This is a genomic window from Hyphomicrobium facile, assembly GCF_900116175.1.
Taxonomy (GTDB): domain Bacteria; phylum Pseudomonadota; class Alphaproteobacteria; order Rhizobiales; family Hyphomicrobiaceae; genus Hyphomicrobium_B; species Hyphomicrobium_B facile.
Genome location: NZ_FPCH01000001.1, coordinates 1,303,876 through 1,321,595 on the forward strand (window position 1 = coordinate 1,303,876; position 17,720 = coordinate 1,321,595).

General features: G+C 59.8%; 17 protein-coding genes and 1 tRNA gene. 6 read left to right on the forward strand and 12 right to left on the reverse strand.

The features are described from left to right. Positions 1 to 27: 27 nt before the first annotated feature. Genes BM399_RS06310 through BM399_RS06340 form a run of 7 tightly spaced genes read right to left on the reverse strand, consistent with a single transcriptional unit; the run spans position 28 to position 6,063 of the window. Positions 28 to 954, reverse strand: a complete 927-nt coding sequence (locus BM399_RS06310; RefSeq protein ID WP_092865654.1) for a type II secretion system minor pseudopilin — start codon at positions 952 to 954, stop codon at positions 28 to 30. Beyond that, positions 947 to 1,726: a PulJ/GspJ family protein gene (locus BM399_RS06315; protein WP_092865657.1), complete on the reverse strand. Its 780-nt coding sequence runs from the start codon at positions 1,724 to 1,726 to the stop codon at positions 947 to 949. The genes BM399_RS06310 and BM399_RS06315 overlap by 8 nt, the downstream gene beginning before the upstream one ends. Beyond that, the gene (locus tag BM399_RS06320) at positions 1,719 to 2,162 is read right to left on the reverse strand and encodes a type IV pilus modification PilV family protein (protein ID WP_092865660.1); all 444 of its coding nucleotides are present in this window, start codon (positions 2,160 to 2,162) and stop codon (positions 1,719 to 1,721) included. The genes BM399_RS06315 and BM399_RS06320 overlap by 8 nt, the downstream gene beginning before the upstream one ends. Next, the gene (locus tag BM399_RS06325; RefSeq protein WP_092865664.1) at positions 2,107 to 2,580 is read right to left on the reverse strand and encodes a GspH/FimT family pseudopilin; all 474 of its coding nucleotides are present in this window, start codon (positions 2,578 to 2,580) and stop codon (positions 2,107 to 2,109) included. The genes BM399_RS06320 and BM399_RS06325 overlap by 56 nt, the downstream gene beginning before the upstream one ends. Further along, the gene (gspG, locus tag BM399_RS06330; RefSeq protein WP_244531098.1) at positions 2,561 to 3,064 is read right to left on the reverse strand and encodes a type II secretion system major pseudopilin GspG; all 504 of its coding nucleotides are present in this window, start codon (positions 3,062 to 3,064) and stop codon (positions 2,561 to 2,563) included. Before gspG ends, BM399_RS06325 begins: the two co-directional genes overlap by 20 nt. A 32-nt stretch (positions 3,065 to 3,096) precedes the next feature. Further along, positions 3,097 to 4,311, reverse strand: a complete 1,215-nt coding sequence (locus BM399_RS06335; protein ID WP_244531099.1) for a type II secretion system F family protein — start codon at positions 4,309 to 4,311, stop codon at positions 3,097 to 3,099. 18 nt (positions 4,312 to 4,329) lie between these two features. Continuing rightward, complete coding sequence (locus tag BM399_RS06340) at positions 4,330 to 6,063, reverse strand: GspE/PulE family protein (protein WP_244531100.1); 1,734 nt, start codon at positions 6,061 to 6,063, stop codon at positions 4,330 to 4,332. A 699-nt stretch (positions 6,064 to 6,762) separates the two neighbouring features. On the opposite strand from BM399_RS06340, the gene gspD reads away from it, so the two are divergent. From gspD to BM399_RS06360, 4 genes are all read left to right on the forward strand, one after another. Continuing rightward, complete coding sequence (gspD, locus tag BM399_RS06345) at positions 6,763 to 8,895, forward strand: type II secretion system secretin GspD (protein ID WP_244531101.1); 2,133 nt, start codon at positions 6,763 to 6,765, stop codon at positions 8,893 to 8,895. 275 nt (positions 8,896 to 9,170) lie between these two features. Then, a tRNA-Pro gene (locus tag BM399_RS06350) sits at positions 9,171 to 9,246 on the forward strand. A 101-nt stretch (positions 9,247 to 9,347) separates the two neighbouring features. Further along, complete coding sequence (locus BM399_RS06355; RefSeq protein ID WP_092865673.1) at positions 9,348 to 10,703, forward strand: RtcB family protein; 1,356 nt, start codon at positions 9,348 to 9,350, stop codon at positions 10,701 to 10,703. A gap of 174 nt (positions 10,704 to 10,877) precedes the next feature. Continuing rightward, a complete protein-coding gene (locus BM399_RS06360; RefSeq protein ID WP_092865676.1) occupies positions 10,878 to 11,162 on the forward strand; it encodes a hypothetical protein in 285 nt (94 codons plus the stop codon). A 93-nt stretch (positions 11,163 to 11,255) separates the two neighbouring features. Here the strand turns inward: BM399_RS06360 and BM399_RS06365 are convergent, their stop codons facing one another. The 4 genes from BM399_RS06365 to BM399_RS06380 form a co-directional block, all read right to left on the reverse strand. Beyond that, positions 11,256 to 12,404 (reverse strand): Hint domain-containing protein, encoded by a 1,149-nt coding sequence (locus BM399_RS06365; RefSeq protein ID WP_092865680.1) that lies wholly within the window; start codon positions 12,402 to 12,404, stop codon positions 11,256 to 11,258. Between the two features lie 359 nt (positions 12,405 to 12,763). Continuing rightward, positions 12,764 to 13,699, reverse strand: coding sequence for a DUF5996 family protein (locus BM399_RS06370; protein ID WP_092865683.1), 936 nt, complete (start codon positions 13,697 to 13,699; stop codon positions 12,764 to 12,766). A gap of 168 nt (positions 13,700 to 13,867) precedes the next feature. Beyond that, positions 13,868 to 14,056: a hypothetical protein gene (locus BM399_RS06375; RefSeq protein WP_092865686.1), complete on the reverse strand. Its 189-nt coding sequence runs from the start codon at positions 14,054 to 14,056 to the stop codon at positions 13,868 to 13,870. 244 nt (positions 14,057 to 14,300) lie between these two features. Then, positions 14,301 to 14,633, reverse strand: a complete 333-nt coding sequence (locus BM399_RS06380; RefSeq protein WP_143111346.1) for a hypothetical protein — start codon at positions 14,631 to 14,633, stop codon at positions 14,301 to 14,303. Positions 14,634 to 14,669: 36 nt separating this feature from the next. On the opposite strand from BM399_RS06380, the gene BM399_RS06385 reads away from it, so the two are divergent. After that, positions 14,670 to 15,299, forward strand: coding sequence for a COG3904 family protein (locus tag BM399_RS06385; RefSeq protein WP_092865692.1), 630 nt, complete (start codon positions 14,670 to 14,672; stop codon positions 15,297 to 15,299). Positions 15,300 to 15,338: 39 nt separating this feature from the next. Here the strand turns inward: BM399_RS06385 and ada are convergent, their stop codons facing one another. After that, positions 15,339 to 16,457: a bifunctional DNA-binding transcriptional regulator/O6-methylguanine-DNA methyltransferase Ada gene (gene ada, locus BM399_RS06390; RefSeq protein WP_092865695.1), complete on the reverse strand. Its 1,119-nt coding sequence runs from the start codon at positions 16,455 to 16,457 to the stop codon at positions 15,339 to 15,341. Between the two features lie 288 nt (positions 16,458 to 16,745). On the opposite strand from ada, the gene BM399_RS06395 reads away from it, so the two are divergent. Beyond that, the gene (locus BM399_RS06395) at positions 16,746 to 17,690 is read left to right on the forward strand and encodes a PepSY-associated TM helix domain-containing protein (RefSeq protein WP_092865699.1); all 945 of its coding nucleotides are present in this window, start codon (positions 16,746 to 16,748) and stop codon (positions 17,688 to 17,690) included. Positions 17,691 to 17,720 lie beyond the last annotated feature (30 nt).

Sequence of the window (17,720 nt, forward strand, 5' to 3'; positions counted from 1 at the left end):
CTCGGGCGATCTCGTGCTGGATATCGGTCAATTGAGGAGTGCAAGGGGACGTTCGGAAATCAGACGGTAGGGAGCATCGTTGTCGAATGCGGGCATGAGAACGAAGGCCTTCGCTGCGCGATAGTCTTGGCCGGGCCTCTGCGTTTCGACGGACACCAAATAGGCGGGTCCGGTTTCGTCGGTGAAGAATGAGCTGACTTTGTCCATCACCGGAGGAGCACTCGACTGGTCATCGCTGGCGGCTCGCATGTACGTCCGCACTTTCTCGATATCGAATAGCGTCATGTTGGGAATTGAGGAGAGAACGGCGTCGGGTGCAGACAGAGGATTTACAAGACCTTCGCGGCTATAGACGGTGAGATACGGCAGGAGCTGCTTGTAGAGTTCCAGCGTCATGCCCTCGACGTAGCGAAGTTGGGTAACGTCTAGGAAAGCGGCAGGTCGCGAGGGATCGTTCGATTTCGCGCTGGTGTTTTTAATATTCTGGTCCAAATCGCCGGCCGCCTCGCCGCGAGTCTTGAGAATGCGATCGCGGATTTCTCTCGCTTGTTGCTCGGACGAGGTGAATTGCCGAAAGAGGCCGAGTAGAAGGCCGCCATCGGCTCTGTTCAGGTCGATGAGGCCGTTGGGGTCCGCTATGGTGATCTTCAGGTTGGCACCAGCAAACACCACCTGATGGGGCTTGCCATCTGCCAGCCATCGCAGGTCCGCATCGTCGTCGATCAAGTGTGCGGCGGCGATTTCGGCGCCCGCGTCGAGAAGCGCTTCTGCGGTCGTTATCTGAATTTCAGACGATGCTAAAGACGCTCCGCTGCGGGCTGTGACGCCGAAGGCCGACACGAGAAGAGCCGCGGATGCGATGATCCACAGAACGATGAGGAGCGCCACGCCGCGTTGTCTGCCCGCATCTCTGTCGCTGTACGCGCCCGATAGTGGAAAGACCGGTCTACTCATGTTCAGCTTTCTCTCTGGGGTTGGCTTCGTCGTGATCACTGTTTGATGCTTTCCCAAGTGCGCCGTCCTTCGCGGCGCTGCAAAGCGGAGACTTCTCCTCGATGCAGGCAAGTTCCGCGTCAGCACGGATGGCCACTACGAGCGGCGGGGCGAGGGGCTTCTGCTCTCTGACGTCGATGATCTCGAGGCGGACGAGATCGGGCAGCCGATTTTGATAGGGCCACGATATAAGCCAACTCTTCTGCCCATCGTTCGCCATCGCGTAGGAAAACCGATAGGCGAATGGTCCCTCGAGGAGAGACACATGATTTGCCGGCGTCGCGCCCGGAAAAGTTTGCATGGCGGGCTGATAAGGCGCGCGCGCTCTGATCAGCTCCGTGCCTTGGTCCCCTGAGCCGGCCGAATAGCGGACGAAGTAGAGACCTGTCTCAGATGGGTAAGGCGGCTCGACGGTGACGAAGGAGAGCGCATCGCGCTCGCCGGAAAAGAGGTAGCGCGGAGATGCCCCGTCGGCGTTGATCAAGCGCTGCAGGCCCGCTGCATCTCTGTTCAGGATGTCATACGAGCGGGAGACCATGTCCAAGGTCTCGATATGTTTTGAGTTCGCCTCCCAGTTCGTCGAGAAGATGCGGATCCCAACACCCAAGAGCGCGAGAACGACGCTCAGAATCGTGATGCTGACGAGCAATTCGACGAGCGTGAAGCCGGCTTCGTCTGGCCGCCTGAGGGGAACGTCCGTCCGGCTTTTAGGCAACGGTTGGAAGCTATTCATCGGCGCGTCCGAACTTCAGCGTATCAAGTTGGAGGCGTCTCGCCCGGTCCCAGGTGACAGCGACGCGGATGCGGTTGAGGCGCCATTGATCGGATTTGATGAGGCCCCAAGCCGCTTCTTCCCGCGCGATATCGATCGACCACTTGAAGCGGCCGTCCGAGCCACTGCGTGAACCTGGATGAATGTTCCATCCGCGGGCGGCCTCTGCGAGCAGGGATTGGGCAATGATGCGTGCTCGTGTTCCGTCTGTGGCAGCGCTCGCCGCCCGCATGGCGGCCGCGTGCGCCTCGTATAGGCTGACGAACGCAATTGCGAGGATCGTCAGAGCCGTCATGGTCTCGAGAAGCGTGAAGCCTGCGCGGGGATCTGCGGCCAGTTCCTCAATTGAGCACCCTTGTCGACACGCGGCCTGTGAGCCAGTTGACGCGAACCTCATACGCTTGCCTTTCAGAACTCAGTTTGATCGTCGCTCCCGTGGAGCTGCCGTTCGGGAAGAAGCGAATTCCGCTCGCCGTCGGGGAGCGGCGTTCGCTTTCAGCGGCAGTCACGTCGACAGCAATGGCGCGATTGATGGCCACGGGTGCGCGTCCATCGCTGAACGCGACCCCGCGGGCGTTGACGTCGATGATTGCCACGCGGTCCTTTCCCCTGGCGATGGCGTCCGAGCGCAGGTCGCGTAAGCGGGAAGCCGTCTCTATCGCAGCCGCCTTCAGCTCCAGCGCGCCCGTTCCCGGGCGATTGAACGCGGACAGTGCGACGACCATCATGCCGAGAACAACCATAACGGCCAGAACCTCGAGCAACGTGAAGCCGGCGGCGCGATTGCCGGGCGGGCTAATCGCCGGTCGAGACATCCTGATCCTCGCCTCCTCCACCCTCACGCTTATCGGCGCCCAGCGAAATGACGTCGAAAGCGGCGCGCTGGCCGGGGACGCGGTAAATGTAGGGCTGTCCCCACGGATCGAGCGGCACCCGATCGGTCTTTAGATAGGGGCCGTTCCAGGCATTGATGCCGGTAGGCCGCTGCACGAGCGCGCTCAATCCCTCGCGCGCATCTGGATAACGGCCGGCATCGAGCTTGAACAATTCGAGCGAGGTGGCGAGGCTCGAGATCTGGACCTTGGCGGTCTTCGTACGCGAGCTGCCGAGATAGCCTATGACGCGGGGCGCAACGAGGCTCGCGAGCAGCACGAGGATCACCATCACCACCAGAAGTTCGATGAGCGTGAAGCCTGCCTCGTGGGATCGGTCCCGCGCGTTGCGTCCGTCCTGCGTGCCGCGCTTGGCCTGTGGCTCGCCATGGCGTCTGCGGCGCGATAGATGGAGCATTGAATACATGGCCTTTCCTTTTCGATCGTGTGTCGACGTTGCTAGAGCGCCAAGTCATTGACGCTGATGACGGCGCTCAGAATGGACATGATGATGCCGGCGACAAATCCGCTCACGAGCAGAATGATGACGGGCTCCATAATCGTGAACGTCCGCTGTACCGACGTCTCGAGCTTCTCCTCGAACATGTCCGCCATGTGAGAGAGCGATGCCGTGAGGTTGCCGGTCTCTTCGCCGACGCGCAGCATGTTGACGACGACGGGCGGGAACAGGCCGGAGCGTGACAACGGTTCGAGGAAGCTCTTTCCTTTGCGAAGCGCGTCGTAGGTTTCGTCGAGAACGTCGGCTGCGAACTTGCTGTTGATGACGTCACGCACGAGTTTCATCGCGACGGGCAATGCAACTCCGTTCTCAAGCAGAATTCCAAGTGCGCGGCAGAAGCGGATCGTGAGATTGAGCTGCATAATCGTGCCGATCAGCGGCATACGAAGCAACGACGTCTCTATCCTTTGCCGGCCTAGCCCCCGTTGCCAGGCGAAGATTATCGCCAGCACGGAGAGGCTGAGCCCCATGAGCAAATAGTGGCCATTGGCGATAAGCCAATCTGAGGCTCCGATGACGACGCGGGCCTGTTCGGGAATAGTTGTGCCGCCCTGGATGATCATTTGCTTGAAGCGCGGCACGACGAACAGAAGCATGATCGTGACGGCGGCGATGGCGACGACAATCAAGATGCTCGGATAGAGAACCTGCGACAGGGCTTTGCCCCGGAGCTTTTGCGCTTTTTCGCGCCATTGCGCGATGCGATCGAGAACAGGTTCGAGCGTGCCGCTCGCCTCGGCGACGCGTACCATGCTGACGTAGATGGGCGGGAATGCCTTGCCTTGGGCCTCCAGGGCTTCGTGGAAACTCTTTCCACTCCTGATCAGCCCGGCGATGTCGCCGATGAGCCGCTTCAAGTTTTTGGAGCGCGCATCCCTTTGCAAGAAGCCGAGACATTGATCGAGCGGAAGGCCCGCTTTCAGCAGCATGGCGAGCTCGCGCGTAAAGAGGGTAATCTGGCTTTCGGAGGGTTTGCCGGAGATATTTCCGATCGCGCCCTTCGCTTGGCCAGCGCGCTTACCCTCGCTGACATCGATCGCCATGTGTCCGAGTTTGTGCAGGTACTCGATGACGCTGGCGGGACTGACGGCTTCCATTTCGCCGGTCAGTTTGCCGCCGCTGCGGGTAACAGCGCTATATCGGTAGAGCGTCACTGGAGATCCTCGCGGCGGCTATATATCAAGCGCCACCCGGCGCACTTCCTCGGGCGTGGTCAGCCCGGCGCGGCACTTCGCGAGCCCGTCCGTGATCATTTTGGTCATGCCGTTGCGGCATGCCACGTCCTCGATCGCTGCCGGGCGCGCATTTGGCTGGATGAGATTGCGGATCTCATCGTCCACGTCGAGCACCTCAGCGATGACGATACGGTCGCTGTAGCCGGTGCCAAAGCATCGATCGCAACCGACAGCATGCCACTGCTCTTGCACGGCTAACGCCGACGCGGTCGATCGGTGTTGCGGGGAAAAGAAGGCTTCTTCCGGCGCCGCCGCCAATTTCTTGCAGTGGGAGCACAACACTCTCACGAGCCGCTGACCGATGACGCAGCGGAGCGATGAGGCAAGAAGGAAGGCGTCTATGCCCATATCGAGAAGGCGCGGGATGGCGCCCGCAGCGGTGTTCGTATGGAGCGTCGACAGCACGAGATGGCCTGTAAGTGCCGCATGAATGCCGATGCTTGCTGTTTCGGCATCGCGCATTTCGCCGACCATCATGACGTCGGGGTCGTGCCTCAAGAACGAACGCAAAGCGCTCGCGAAGGTCAGGCCGATCGCGGGTTTCGCCTGCGTTTGATTTACGCCTTTGATCTCGTACTCGATGGGGTCCTCGATGGAGAGGATTTTCCGGTGCGATTGATTGAGTACGGAAAGCGCGGTCGCGAGCGTGGTGGTTTTGCCGCTGCCAGTTGGCCCCGTGACGAGGATCAGCCCATAGGGAGCTGAAAGCTCTTTGCGAATGACGTTCTCATCGCGTGGTGAAAAGCCGAGTGCGGAGAAGTCCAAGACGCGGCGGACGTTGTCGAGCAAGCGGATTGCGACGGCCTCGCCATGGATCGTCGGTATGGTTGCTATGCGCAAATCGAGGCGATGGTCGTCGACGCGGATGCGGGCGCGTCCGTCTTGAGGCAGCCGCCGCTCGGCAATGTTCAGGCCGGAAAGGATCTTGATCCGCGAGATGATCGCCTTCGACATTTGCGATGGAGGCGGCGTCGTATCACGAAGCATGCCATCCACGCGCATGCGAATGGCAAGGAGACCGTCGAACGGCTCGATATGGATGTCGGTGGCGCGCGCGTGGACCGCGTCCTTAAGCATTTGATTTACAAATCGTACGACCGGCGCGCCGAGCGCCATGTCGCGCAAATGCTCGACGTCGTCGCCTGATGTTTCGGTTGGCGCCTCCGTCCAAACCGACGGCGCATCACGGCGACGGGCCGCATGCTCGATCGCGTTCTGAATGTCCTCGGCCGATGCGGCGAGGGGGATGATCGGGCGCTCCAATGCGAGACGCACGGCGTTGATCGTCTTGACGTCGGATGGATCCTCCATGGCGAGGAGCACCGCGCCGTCGACCCCTTCGAGCGGAAGGACTTTATTCTCGCGCAAGAACGCATGGGAAATGCTGCTGAAAGCGGATGGCTGGTTCAGCCATTGGTCTTCGCGGACCACTCGAACGCCGTGATATTCGGCAACGGCGTGAACCAGCGCGTGCGTTGTCAGCGCAGAGGACTTTCGTAAAGCGGCACGCAGCGTCGCGCCTGTTTCCCGGCGAAAGCGCTCGACCTTGTCGAAGTCAGACCTTGATATGAGGCCACGCTCCAGCAGGTAGTCCTCGAACGCGGGCGCGTCCTCTCTCGCGACGCTCGCGTGATCGCTCGTTCTAGCGCTTTGGATTTGAGTACCGTCCACCGTGGGCCAAGGGGTTTGCGCACTACCGGACCCGCTCGAGGCAGTGGCCCTGGATGCAAAGTTACGATTGCTCAATGCCGTGCGGCATCGCGCGGCGGACATTGTCGCAAAGCTGTGACAGGCGGATGTCATGGCATTGCGGGGGACATCAACAAGCAGACGATGATGGTATTCGGACTCTGGTCTCGGCGAAGTCGCCGACGACTGTCGTCCGGCCGATGCCTTCGTCGATGAACCATCGTGCGGGGTGCGCGCGCGGCGGATGGTGATGTGCGAGGCGAGGGCGTGCGTTGCGAAGGATTTATGACGTTACGTGTGGGCAACAGACGAATTTCAAAGACGACGAGCGACGAAGGAAACTCGTGCGATGTGCAAAGCGATCGCGATAAGGCGTCGCGCGCTCTGTTTCGAGTCATCGAGGGTCTAGCGTCGTGAACGAGAAAGAAGGGGGAATGCTCGCATTTTGGCTGGTCCAGGTTTCGCGGACTCCGCGTGAGCAAGAGAAGTATTGGCCGATCGACCGCGTTCGAAGCTCGATCGCAAGAGGGTAAGATCCTGCAAGTTTCCGATTCAGCACTTAGCGGCGCGCGGCGCTCGCTAATGATTTGCCGGGCCCGTTCGTTCCTGGCGAGCCTGGTTTGTGCGGTGCTTGCCGCCTGTTCGTCTCCGGGCGCGGTGCCCTCGTTGGGGCCGCCGGATATGATCGACCAATTGTCGAATGCGGATTTATCCGCCAATGGCGGACGGCCTACGCGACAGCAAAGTGCGGAACGGTCGAACGTCGATGGCTATGCAGAAAAATATCCAGGCACCGACACGGTTGCCAAGCCCAGGCAAACATCGCACGGGGTTACGCAGGGGCGGAACGGCTTTGAGTTGAATTTCAACGACGCCGAGCTTTCGGATCTCGCGAAAGTCATATTGAAAGACACGCTCAGCATCCCGTACGCCTACGATCCCGCTGTGCAGGGACGTGTGACGCTATCGACCGGTGGCGCCGTGTCGCGTGAGGAATTGCTTTCGATACTCGAAAGTACGTTGGCGATGTATCACGGCTCCTTGATCGTCGAGGGTAGCCTCTATCGCATTGTCCCGATGACGGAAGGCAATCTCAAAGCCGTCTCCTCCTTCGACTATGCGAGGGAACGTGAGTCCGTCGGTCCAGGGTTCGGCGTGACGATCATGCCGCTGAAGTTCGTTTCGAGCGCGACGATGATGCGGATGCTCGAGTCCGTCTCGGCGCGTCAAGACGGACTCGGCGTGAGCGTCGACAAGAACCTGCTCATCATTCGTGGCACAGGCCGCGAGCGTGAATCGCTTCTTCAACTGGCGTCGACGTTCGACGTCGATTGGATGCGGGGCCAGTCGGCCGGCATCTATGTTCTAAAGAACGCGGCGCCCGATGATGTCATCAAGGAACTGCAGCAGGTCTTCCAGAGCGAAGGGCAGGGCAAGGGGCTCGTGCTCTTTCAGCCGATCGTCCGATTGAACGCGATCCTGGTTCTGGCACAGAAATCGAAATTCCTGGATGAGATCGAATCCTGGGTCGCCCGGCTCGATCGCGCCGGCGGCGAGGGTGAGGACTTCTACGTCTACCGCGTGGAGAACGGGCGGGCCAAGGATCTTGCGGCTTTGCTCATGGAAGCGTTCACGGGATCGAGCGGTGGCGGCGGCGGCCGTCAAGCCGAGGAAACACAGGTTGCGCCGACCGAGATCGCCACCAGCATGAGCTCGCAAAGCCGTGGCGGTAGTAGCGGTAGTAACAACATTGGCGGAGAACGGGAGGGTCGAGCGTCTTCCGACAAACGGGCTGATGCCAATGCCATAGCGTCGGCGGTAACGTCATCGCTCGCAGCCGATACGATGGGGATTTCGGGAGCCGGAGGTGGCCGATCCCGCGGGGCGGGGGTTCGCGTCACGCCGGATGAGCGCAACAACAAGCTGCTCATCAAGGCGTCGGGCGCGGACCTGCGGAAAATCCTCAGCATTCTGCGCCGCATTGATCAGCCGCCCTTGCAGGTGCTGATCAATGCCACGCTTGCGGAAGTGACGCTCAACGACAATCTCAAGTATGGCGTGCAATTCTTCCTGCAGAAGAACGGCGGTAAAGGCGGCGGCCTTGGCTTCACGAATGGATCGCAGATCGAAATTTCGCCGTCCGCGCCCGGCCTGAACTTCATTGTCGGCAACATCGCGTCGAACCCGAGAGTCGTGCTCGATGCGCTGGCGACCGAAACCGCGGTGCGTGTCGTCTCGTCACCGTCGGTCGTGGTGCTCCATAATCAGACGGCCACCTTACAGGTCGGTGACGAAGTTCCGATCACTACGCGGCAGGCGACGAGTGTCATCAATCCGGACTCGCCGGTCGTCAATGAGATCACGTTCAAAAATACCGGTGTGATCCTCAAGGTGACGCCGAGGATCAATTCGAACGGTCTCGTGACGATGGAGATCGGGCAGGAAATCAGCGCCGTTACAGGCGCCACGAACTCCGAGACGTTGACGCCGACCATTTCGCAGCGTCGCATCAGCAGTACGATTGCGGTGCAGAGCGGACAAATGGTCGTGCTTGGTGGTCTCATCAGCGAGCAGGTCGATCGCGAGAAGAAGCGCGTTCCCGTCGTGAGCAAGATTCCCTATCTCGGCGACTTGATCGGCAATACCACGAACGGGAGATCCAGAGCGGAGCTCGTCGTGTTCTTGCGGCCCACCGTCATCCACGATCCGCAGGACGCAAGCAATGTCGCCGAGGCCGTTCGGGGCGGGATGCAGTCCATGGCACCGCGGGCCGCGGCTTGGGATAACCAGAGCGACAATCGCAAGCTCAAATAGCTGGCTCGACAGTCGGACAATAAGCTGAGGGATGAGAACCCCTCGCTTCTCCATGGATTGATTGTGATCTTTCGCATCCAAGATTCAAACAAGATCTCTCGCGCGTGGTGCGCGTCATGCGTCGCACCGATATTGCAGGTCGTTTGAAAAAAATGAAAAGACTGGTTGCGAAATTCGTGAAACCAGTTTATCCGCTCACGCCATGAATAGACGACCCACACGACCGACGAGTAGACCGTCACGCTATCAAGCGTGATCGGCTAATTGCGTTTCGTCGGGGTGTAGCTCAGGGCGTAGAGCATCCGGTTTGGGACCGGAGGGTCGCAGGTTCAAATCCTGTCATCCCGACCAATTGCTTCCGTAACTCCAATGTTGGAACAGCCCTTTTTCACGGGCTGTTACGCGTTCGAGACCATGCCGGAAGCGCCACTTTTGATCGTGGAGACCTTAATATGACAGAGAGAGCTGATCCTTATAAGGCGCGCGCGCGTGAGCTTGCTATTGCAGCAGGTTATGCGGACCCCGATGTCAAAGTCGATCGCGGCCCAGAGCTGAAGCCGTGGCCTGCATGGTGCGGCTTTCGCCAGGCTGCGCGCGACGAACAGTTGGCGCGCGAAGCAGCCGACGCTGCGAAGTCAATCGCCAATCTTCGGCCCCAGGACGACAAGTATCGCGATGCGCCCATGAAGATCATCGGCACGCACCACGAGGCGACGGTCACCCAGATGCAGAACTGCATGAGCGTCGGTAACGTCGTCGCCGGCGTCGTCTGCGCTGATGGCCATTTGGGTTATGCCCAGCCCGTTGGTGGTGTTATCGCCTACGAGAAACAAATTTCGATTTCCGGTGTCGGCTTCGACATCGGGTGCGGGAACATGGCCGTTCGCCTCGATACGCCCTTTGCGTCGATCGAGAGCAAGATTGGCGACATCGCGCGCGATATAGCGAAGGTAATCTCGTTCGGCGTCGGCCGGACCAATGCAGATCGCGTCGAGCATGATCTTTTCGACGATGGCGACGCGTGGAAGGCGTCGGATATGGACGCCTATCGGCCGAAGGCAGCCGCCCAGCTCGGCACCGTCGGGTCTGGGAACCACTATGTCGATCTTCTGCGCGACGAAGACGGCTTCGTCTGGATTGGCGTGCACTTCGGCTCACGCGGCCTCGGCCACACGAGCGCGACGCGCTACCTGAAAGCCGCTGGCGGACAGGATGGCATGAACGTCCCGCCCGCGGTCGTCGATGAAGACTCCGAGTTGGGGACGCGCTACATCGCGGCCATGGAACTCGCCGGCCGGTATTCCTATGCAGGACGGGAGTGGGTTGTCGAGCGCGTGCGCCAGATCATCGGCGGCCACATCACCGATCTCGTTCATAACCATCACAACTACGCTTGGCGCGAGATGCACGGCGGCCGCGATCTCTGGGTTGTCCGTAAGGGCGCCACCCCGGCGTTCCCCGGCCAGCGTGGCTTTGTCGGCGGCTCGATGGGTGATGATGCCGTGATCCTCGAAGGCATCGACAGCCCACAGGCAAAGGCGTCGCTTTACTCCACGGTCCACGGCGCTGGCCGCGTCTTCGGTCGCAAGGAAGCCAAACGGCGGTTTTCGCGCCAGCAAATGGATGAATGGTTGCGGTCGCGGGGCGTCACGCTCGTAGGGGCCGATCTAGACGAGAGCCCGATGGCCTATCGCCGGTTGGATGAGGTGCTTGCGCATCATACCAGTAGCGTCCGCGTGCTGCACAGACTCACCCCGTTCGTCGTCGTCATGGCCGGTGATGGCGAATTCGATCCGTGGAAAGACTAGAAACAGAAAGGGCCATCGGCGCTTCGGGTCGCTGCGGTCCGGCTCTTGAACCGATTGCCTTTCGGAGAGTTCTAAAAATTGCGCCGCGCCCCGTTAGCCGCTTCGTCCACGGCGCCGGCAGCGGGGCTAAGAAAAAGGCGCCCGAGCGCCGCCAACGACTTGGGAGGAAAAGCCATGCCGTTCGCGCCACCACAACGGGGTCGGTCCATTGAATACTTCATTCTGCATGACGCAAAGCCTACCGGCCAATCAGTCGGGCTCTACGCAAACCGGGAAATCCCGGAGTCCGTCGTCGACGATTTTGGCCGGCGCTATGTCTTTGCCGGCATCGCGCCGCGCCGACAGAATGGAGATTTCGACGTTGACGCCCTTCGGTCCGGAGAATTCATCCTGAAGCCGGGACTACTCTATCGTATCGAACGCAGACAGCCGTCGTGGTTCGGGTCGCTGTTTCGATAGCGGCCCGAAGTTTTGTCCGTCTGCTTCCGCTGATCATGGCTTCAGTGCGATCGCAGGCTGAGCGATAGGTGGCGCCAGTTTGGCTGACGCACACTACGCAATCGCAAAATCGGATTCCGATCGTTCCTCAATTCGATCGCGAATCCTATCGAACGTTGTGCGGGTATCGAACCAAGGTGAAATTGCGCTTCTCAGCCGCGAATTCAATTCGAAGCGACGGCCGCCAGTCCAGATTGGTGCGCATGGCGTCATCCATTCTGCAAGCCGAGACTCGACCGGCGCGCCATTTGCCCAAATCACGTGATGATCTTCCAATTCGATGTGGAAATACGTGATCGAGTCGCGGTCATAATCCGAGCAACGCACGATCGACTTGCCGTTGACCAAATTGCGGGCCGGTATAAGGACGCCATCGACGTAGAGCGCGTGATTGGGCGAGAGGTAAAGGTCTCTCTGAGGCTGGTTCGGACCGAGCGCACCCTGACACACCTTGATCGGAGCAACGTCGTCACTCCATTTCTCGTCGCCACGACGTTCAGCCGTCCAACTTCGAATTTTCTTAATTGTTCGGGTGCCTCCTGAAATCGTGGGGAGAGTATCTCCCGCTCGAAGGTCCTCCACTGTTCGTTCGCAGTTTGCCGTGAGGATCTTGGTGCCCGTTAGAAAGCAGGCAACCAGACCGCCGCCACCGCCGCCACCGCTCCAGCCCGAACCACCGGAACCAGGGCCGTCGCCAAAGCCAAAGTCCCAGCCACCGCCGCCGCCGCCGCCGGAATTTCCGCCACCAGTGTTGGCGCCGCCGCCGGAATTGCCACCTCCCCCGCCACCGGCGTTGGCATGATCGCCACCGGAACTCCCTCCGCCTGGCTTGGTACTGCCGCCGCCGGAATTGCGTCTGCCGCCAGCGTTGGCGCTGCCGCCGCCGGAATCTCTGCCTCGAGCGTTGCCGCCACCGCCACCGCCAGCACCACCGCCGCCGCCAGCACCGCCTCCGCTGCCGGAGTTGGGGCCGCCGCCACCAGCGTTGCCACCACTACCGCCGCCGCCTTGGCAGGCACGACGGGAAGTGTCGCAAAATCGATCATTCCTCAATCCGGCCAAAGCGCTTTTCGCTGTAATCGTCGATGCGAGAGCCGTAGAGCCAACTATACCCGCAATTGCGATGACATTGCGCCGTGTTCTTCCAGGGCTGACCTTCGTCACATCGCCTGATTGAACCGTTTGCGTTTTAATATGGGACATTTTTCATTACTCACGACAACTTGGACGCCCACCTTGCAAGATGGGTGACAATCTCGACGCAATTTGCGAGCGGAATACCCCGATTAAGGAAACCCCCACGATGCCGCAGGATATCGGGAATAAGTCCGACGTGGAATCTCTTTTTCTTGCTGCGCCGCGTGGTGCTCGAGTTGGCGTGTTGCGCCGCCAGAACTAATCGGGGCGATTCAATGATTTCAGTACGAACCAGGCGTCGACAGATGCAGTTGAAGTATGCCGCACCATGTTGTCCGCGCCGATAAGTAATTTAATCCCGGGGGCGACCGGACACTCATGACCCTCGCAGTCTGCGCAATTGCGAAGGCTGGGGCCGTGAAACGTCAGAGGGGGCGCGGAACATCGATTTGGCCGCGCGGACATTCCAAGGCTGCTCGATCCCAATTGGCCAGCCGAGCCGCTGCCTCGTATGTCGTTTCGAGGAATCCCAGAAGCGATTGATCGGGATCGGAAGCACTTTTCACGACGCTGTACGGCAGGAGGAACTCGCCCGCCTTCTCGTCAAAGAAGGCTTCGTCGGGGGTGACCCGTTGAGATGAAAAGCCATTCGGTGCTGGATAGGCATAAGAATAGAATGCGGGATAGTCGACCGGACCGCCCCCTGGCCAAAATCCAGCAGAACTGACTTCGTGTGAATAGGCTTCGCGCGTCACGGGATCAGGCAGCCCTGGAATGCCGCCCGGATGGAGGGGCGCGCGGCGTCCCGAAAATCGCGTTACTGCCAGATCGAAACTGCCCCAGAAGAGATGGACCGGGCTGACCTTGCCCAGGAAGCCCGTTCGAAAATACTTCAGCACGCGATCAACCTGGACGAGGGCACGCCAAAACCGGTTTACCGCATCCGCGTCGTAGGACCCATGCATGGTGTCCATCGCGAATGGAACCGCGTCAGGGACTTCGTTTGGTCGGCCATTGATTTTCGTCGTAACTCCGAGCTCATCAGTCAGCTCGCCGAAGCGCTTGTAGAAATCAGCCACGCTCATCGGCTGCAGCGCGAAAGCTCGTCGCGAGCCATCGGTGACGGTGCCGATCAGGCTATGATCTATGAAGTCGAAGTCGAACTGCAGGCCCCGGCTGCCCGCAGGGATCAAGGATGTCGTGAGGCCGCGGGACGTGACATAGAACGTCGCGTGCCAGGAGTGGTTTACCCATGGCGTGCGCGCGAGACGATACTTGCCGACAATCTGGGTCCATAAGTGCAAGGTGGCGCAGGACTCTTTCCATGGGCCATAAGGAATGTCGGGCCACGCATCTGTCATGTCTCGTCACCCATCGCTACCGTTAGCGGCGATCCCGGGGTGTCCGCTTAGCATCGATAAAGCGGAGTTTCGGGGCGGCGGCCCTGATCGAAACGGCACGCACGTGCCCCGATCCCTCCATACAGTGTGGAAAGGGCGAAGGACGAATTCAAGCTCAGCAATCGAAGTTCATCTGACGAGGAAGAAATACATTCCCAGCAGGAGTACTGCCATGAACGCTAGGAACATTCTCGCAATGCGCAGCGCGCTTCGATAGAACCGCACATGCTCATCAAAGTCTTGGGTGTCTGGTACATGACCTGAAGCACCGCGCTGCTCACCCTCACGTTGCAAAATACCCAGAGCAGAATCAGCCATGAAATCACCTCCCAAAGAAATTGGTCTGAATTTTCCGTGCCGTTTCGCGCAGGTGAATGCTTGGAGTTCACAGGGCGGAGTAAGCAAGTCCAGATTTTGAAAATATGATTTTCTGCAGTGCAGTGAGAGATGTCTTCGCCCCGTCGCTCATGGCGAGATTGCCAGTTTCCCGGCCGGCGTTCAATGCGCTCGGTAGATGATCGACAGAAAGCTCATTGCCTTTCTGGTGGGTTCGAAGATCGATTTACGGTAGCGGCAGGCAATTATAGCCGTAGCCTTTGATCTTTTTCATAATCGGCGCGGACGACGTCACGATGCCTTCGATCTTTTCGCGGCCGAGCGCGGCGACGACGCTCGTTTCATCATAGTCGCGCAGCGCTTCGCCTTTGTGCTGTTCGACGTACGCGCAGGCCTGATCGGAATAGCAGGCGACTGCCAGTTCATTGAGGGACGCCGGATCACCCGATTTGAGGCAGATAAGTTCTGGTGATCCCGCGCTTGCCGGTACGATCGCGCTCAGAAGCGCGATTGCCGCGAACGCCAACTGCCGTGGACTAAGACGAAACCGCAGGCGCATCGGGACGCCTCCTGACTATCTGTGGACGGTAACGTAGTGGGCGATCGGAACGGCGGCAATCGGATCAGCCGCTGGATCGCGCGCTCGGTGGCGGTCATCGTTTGCATCGTCGGGCTATTGATGCTGAGCGGGATCCCCCGGGGTATGTCATCGCTTTATCTTGAGGCAGCGGATCAAGACTGGATCGGCCAGAACGGCTATTCGGTTACGATCGAGGATAAGAATCTGGTCATCTCAGGATATCTGGCGTGGGGCGTGCTCGGCGCCGTGTCGCGTGAACTCTCCGCTAATCCCGGCGTGCAAATGTTTATCTTGAACAGTCCGGGCGGCCATGTCGGCGTCGGTACGCGTCTCTACGATGTGATCAAGTCGCGCGGGCTCGATACCTATACGACGGAGCAGTGTGCGAGCGCGTGCATCATACCGTTCCTCGGAGGCAACAACAGGTATCTGCAGAAGGGCGCGAAGTTGGGGTTCCACGCCGTCGGTGGCGAAGCGGGCAACTCGATTGCAGCCGGCACCGCAAAAGTGTTGTCAGTTTATCGGACCGCGAATGTGCCTGAGCCGTTCATTCAGCGAATGCTCGCGACGCCGGTCGAAAGCGCTTGGTATCCGAGCCCCAAGGAGCTGATGGCAGCGAACGTCGTAACAGAACTGGTCCAGTGAGTGCAAAAGCCCAAAGAAAGTGCGCGAATGTCGGGCCGCTCATGATTTTGCCTCGCGCGCGATGAGCTTGCGTTTGCGCTCTACGCCCCAGCGATAGCCGGACAACGAGCCGTCGTTGCGCACCACGCGGTGGCACGGGATGGCAACTGCGATCTTGTTGGCGGCGCAGGCGGCGGCGACCGCCCGGACGGCCTTTGGCATCCCGATCTTCTCGGCGATCTCGCTGTAGGTAGCGGTTGTTCCGACGGGAATTTCGCGGAGCGCCTGCCAAACGCGGTGCTGGAAGGCCGTGCCGCGCATGTCGAGGGGGAGATCGATGCCTGACTCCGGCGCTTCGACCAGGCCCACGACTTTCGCCATGACGTCTTCGAAGGCGCTATCTCCACCGATCAGGTTGGCTTTCGGAAAGCGGTCCTCGAGGTCATGGATCAGCACTTCGGGATCGTCACCGAAGAGGATCGCGGCGATGCCCTTGTCACTGGCGGCGACGAGGATCGATCCGAGTGAGCACTCGCCGACCGCAAAGCGCATGTCCGCGTTCGTGCCGCCCGAGCGAAAGTCGGTCGGCGTCATGCCGAGCACCTCGGCGGAATTCGCGTAGAAGCGGCCGCTCGAATTGAAACCCGACTCATGGATAGCTTCCGTCACCGAGCGTGATTTCGTCAGATTTTCTCGTACGCGCTTCTGGCGATGCGCGACAGCGTAGTCCTTCGGCGTGACGCCTGCGATCGTCTTGAAGACGCGATGGAAGTGATACGCACTGAGGCCCGCCGTGTGCGCCAAGTCGTCGAGCGTTGGCGCCTCTTCTGACTCGGCGATCAATTGGCAGGCTTCCGCGACCTTGGCGGCATAGCGCTGATGGAGCGAGGGCTCGTTCGGCTTGCAACGTTTGCACGGACGAAAGCCGGCGCGCTCGGCATCCTCGCAAGAGGCATGAAACGCAACATTCTCGCGGTTCGCGAGGCGCGCCGCGCACGACGGCCGGCAATAGACGCCGGTTGTTGCGACGGAATAAAAGAACGTGCCGTCGAAATTCCGGTCACGGGCCTTAACGGCATTCCAGTAGATCGTTTTGGTATCGACGCCGGCCGAGCGCGCTCTTTTGGTTCTCGCGACGTGGCCATGGGAAACAGGGATCATTTTGCGTTCTTTCGTCATTGAATTATGCCCCGCAAAATAAGCGGTGATCTCTGTCCCTTCACTCCGGTCCTTGCTGTCAAATTCAGATTGTCGACATCGGAGGCCTAGATGTCCAGTACAACGCGATAACGTGCCTTGCCATCAAGTAAGTGCTCGAAGCGTGGCTTGCGGATGTGAAAATCACTGCTGGCAAAGAGCGCTCCATTCGCTGTAGAAAGAAGCGCGAAGCGAGCCTCAAGCGCGTGCGGAAGTGCGGCTGATCAGCTTTCCCATATGCCCTGACAACACCAAAACAATCCGAGTCTGATGTTGCTGAAAGCCTGGACACTCCGCCTCCACCGATGGTTGGCGCTCATTTTTGCCTTGCCCTTGATGATCGTCTTTTTGACAGGCCTCATCCTGGCATTCGAGCCCGGGATTGTGGCTTCGACGCTAAAACCAAACGTTGTCGACGCCACTAAAATCGAAGCGGCTCTCGCCAAGCATGATCCGGAAGGCACCGTAGAGCGCATCTTTATTCATGGTTATCTCGGCACGCTTGTTCTCCGCGATCGCGGCGGTACGGAAATTGATCTCGAGACCGGCGAGATTGCCAGCCAACCGAGCACCACGCTTGCCGTGTATGCGCTGGCGCGCCGGATTCACAAAACACTGCTGCTCGAAGACGGCGGTTGGGGCGTGACCATCTCCACCATCGCGATGGTCTCTCTGGTTGTGATCGGGCTTGTGATGGGTACGAGGCCATTGCGCAACACGGTCAGCGGTTGGCACACGGGCGCCGCATGGACAGCCCTGCCGCTGATCCTCATTGCGCCGCTCACCGGACTGGCGCTGATATACAAGGTGACGTTTGCCGGGCCGGAGCCGACCATTGCGGCCGAGGCTGCACCGCGCTCGATCATCGAAGCGCTGCGCATCGTTGCACGCGAACGAGATCTGGCGACGCTCTTGACCTTGCGCCTGAGAAAGAGCGGTGCCGAAGCGCGATTCATCGAAGACGGCGAATATCGAAACTATGCCGTTTCGACGGACGGTCTCGTCGTCAAGCCGCGTAATTGGCCGAAGCTGCTGCACGAAGGCAACTGGGCGGGCGTCTGGTCCGCTTCCGCCAATGCGGTGACCTCGCTGGTTCTGATCCTGTTGCTTTCGACGGGACTTCTCATGTGGGCGCGACGCCGGTTGAGGCGCCGCCGGCCTTCACGCGGCGCCGTGAAATCCGAACGGAGCTTAGAGAAATTCCTCGTAAATTGATCAGCATACATGCGCATGTGTGACACTTTT

Bases quoted from the DNA above. Each gene is read 5' to 3' on its own strand.
- BM399_RS06370 (WP_092865683.1), bottom strand. From the start codon at position 13,699: ATGACAGATGCGTGGCCCGACATTCCTTATGGCCCATGGAAAGAGTCC.
- ada (WP_092865695.1), bottom strand. From the start codon at position 16,457: ATGACGAAAGAACGCAAAATGATCCCTGTTTCCCATGGCCACGTCGCG.
- BM399_RS06310 (WP_092865654.1), bottom strand. From the start codon at position 954: ATGAGTAGACCGGTCTTTCCACTATCGGGCGCGTACAGCGACAGAGAT.
- BM399_RS06315 (WP_092865657.1), bottom strand. From the start codon at position 1,726: ATGAATAGCTTCCAACCGTTGCCTAAAAGCCGGACGGACGTTCCCCTC.
- BM399_RS06325 (WP_092865664.1), bottom strand. From the start codon at position 2,580: ATGTCTCGACCGGCGATTAGCCCGCCCGGCAATCGCGCCGCCGGCTTC.
- gspD (WP_244531101.1), top strand. From the start codon at position 6,763: ATGATCGACCAATTGTCGAATGCGGATTTATCCGCCAATGGCGGACGG.
- BM399_RS06355 (WP_092865673.1), top strand. From the start codon at position 9,348: ATGACAGAGAGAGCTGATCCTTATAAGGCGCGCGCGCGTGAGCTTGCT.
- BM399_RS06395 (WP_092865699.1), top strand. From the start codon at position 16,746: ATGTTGCTGAAAGCCTGGACACTCCGCCTCCACCGATGGTTGGCGCTC.
- BM399_RS06320 (WP_092865660.1), bottom strand. From the start codon at position 2,162: ATGAGGTTCGCGTCAACTGGCTCACAGGCCGCGTGTCGACAAGGGTGC.
- BM399_RS06380 (WP_143111346.1), bottom strand. From the start codon at position 14,633: ATGCGCCTGCGGTTTCGTCTTAGTCCACGGCAGTTGGCGTTCGCGGCA.
- BM399_RS06375 (WP_092865686.1), bottom strand. From the start codon at position 14,056: ATGGCTGATTCTGCTCTGGGTATTTTGCAACGTGAGGGTGAGCAGCGC.
- gspG (WP_244531098.1), bottom strand. From the start codon at position 3,064: ATGTATTCAATGCTCCATCTATCGCGCCGCAGACGCCATGGCGAGCCA.
- BM399_RS06365 (WP_092865680.1), bottom strand. From the start codon at position 12,404: ATGTCCCATATTAAAACGCAAACGGTTCAATCAGGCGATGTGACGAAG.
- BM399_RS06360 (WP_092865676.1), top strand. From the start codon at position 10,878: ATGCCGTTCGCGCCACCACAACGGGGTCGGTCCATTGAATACTTCATT.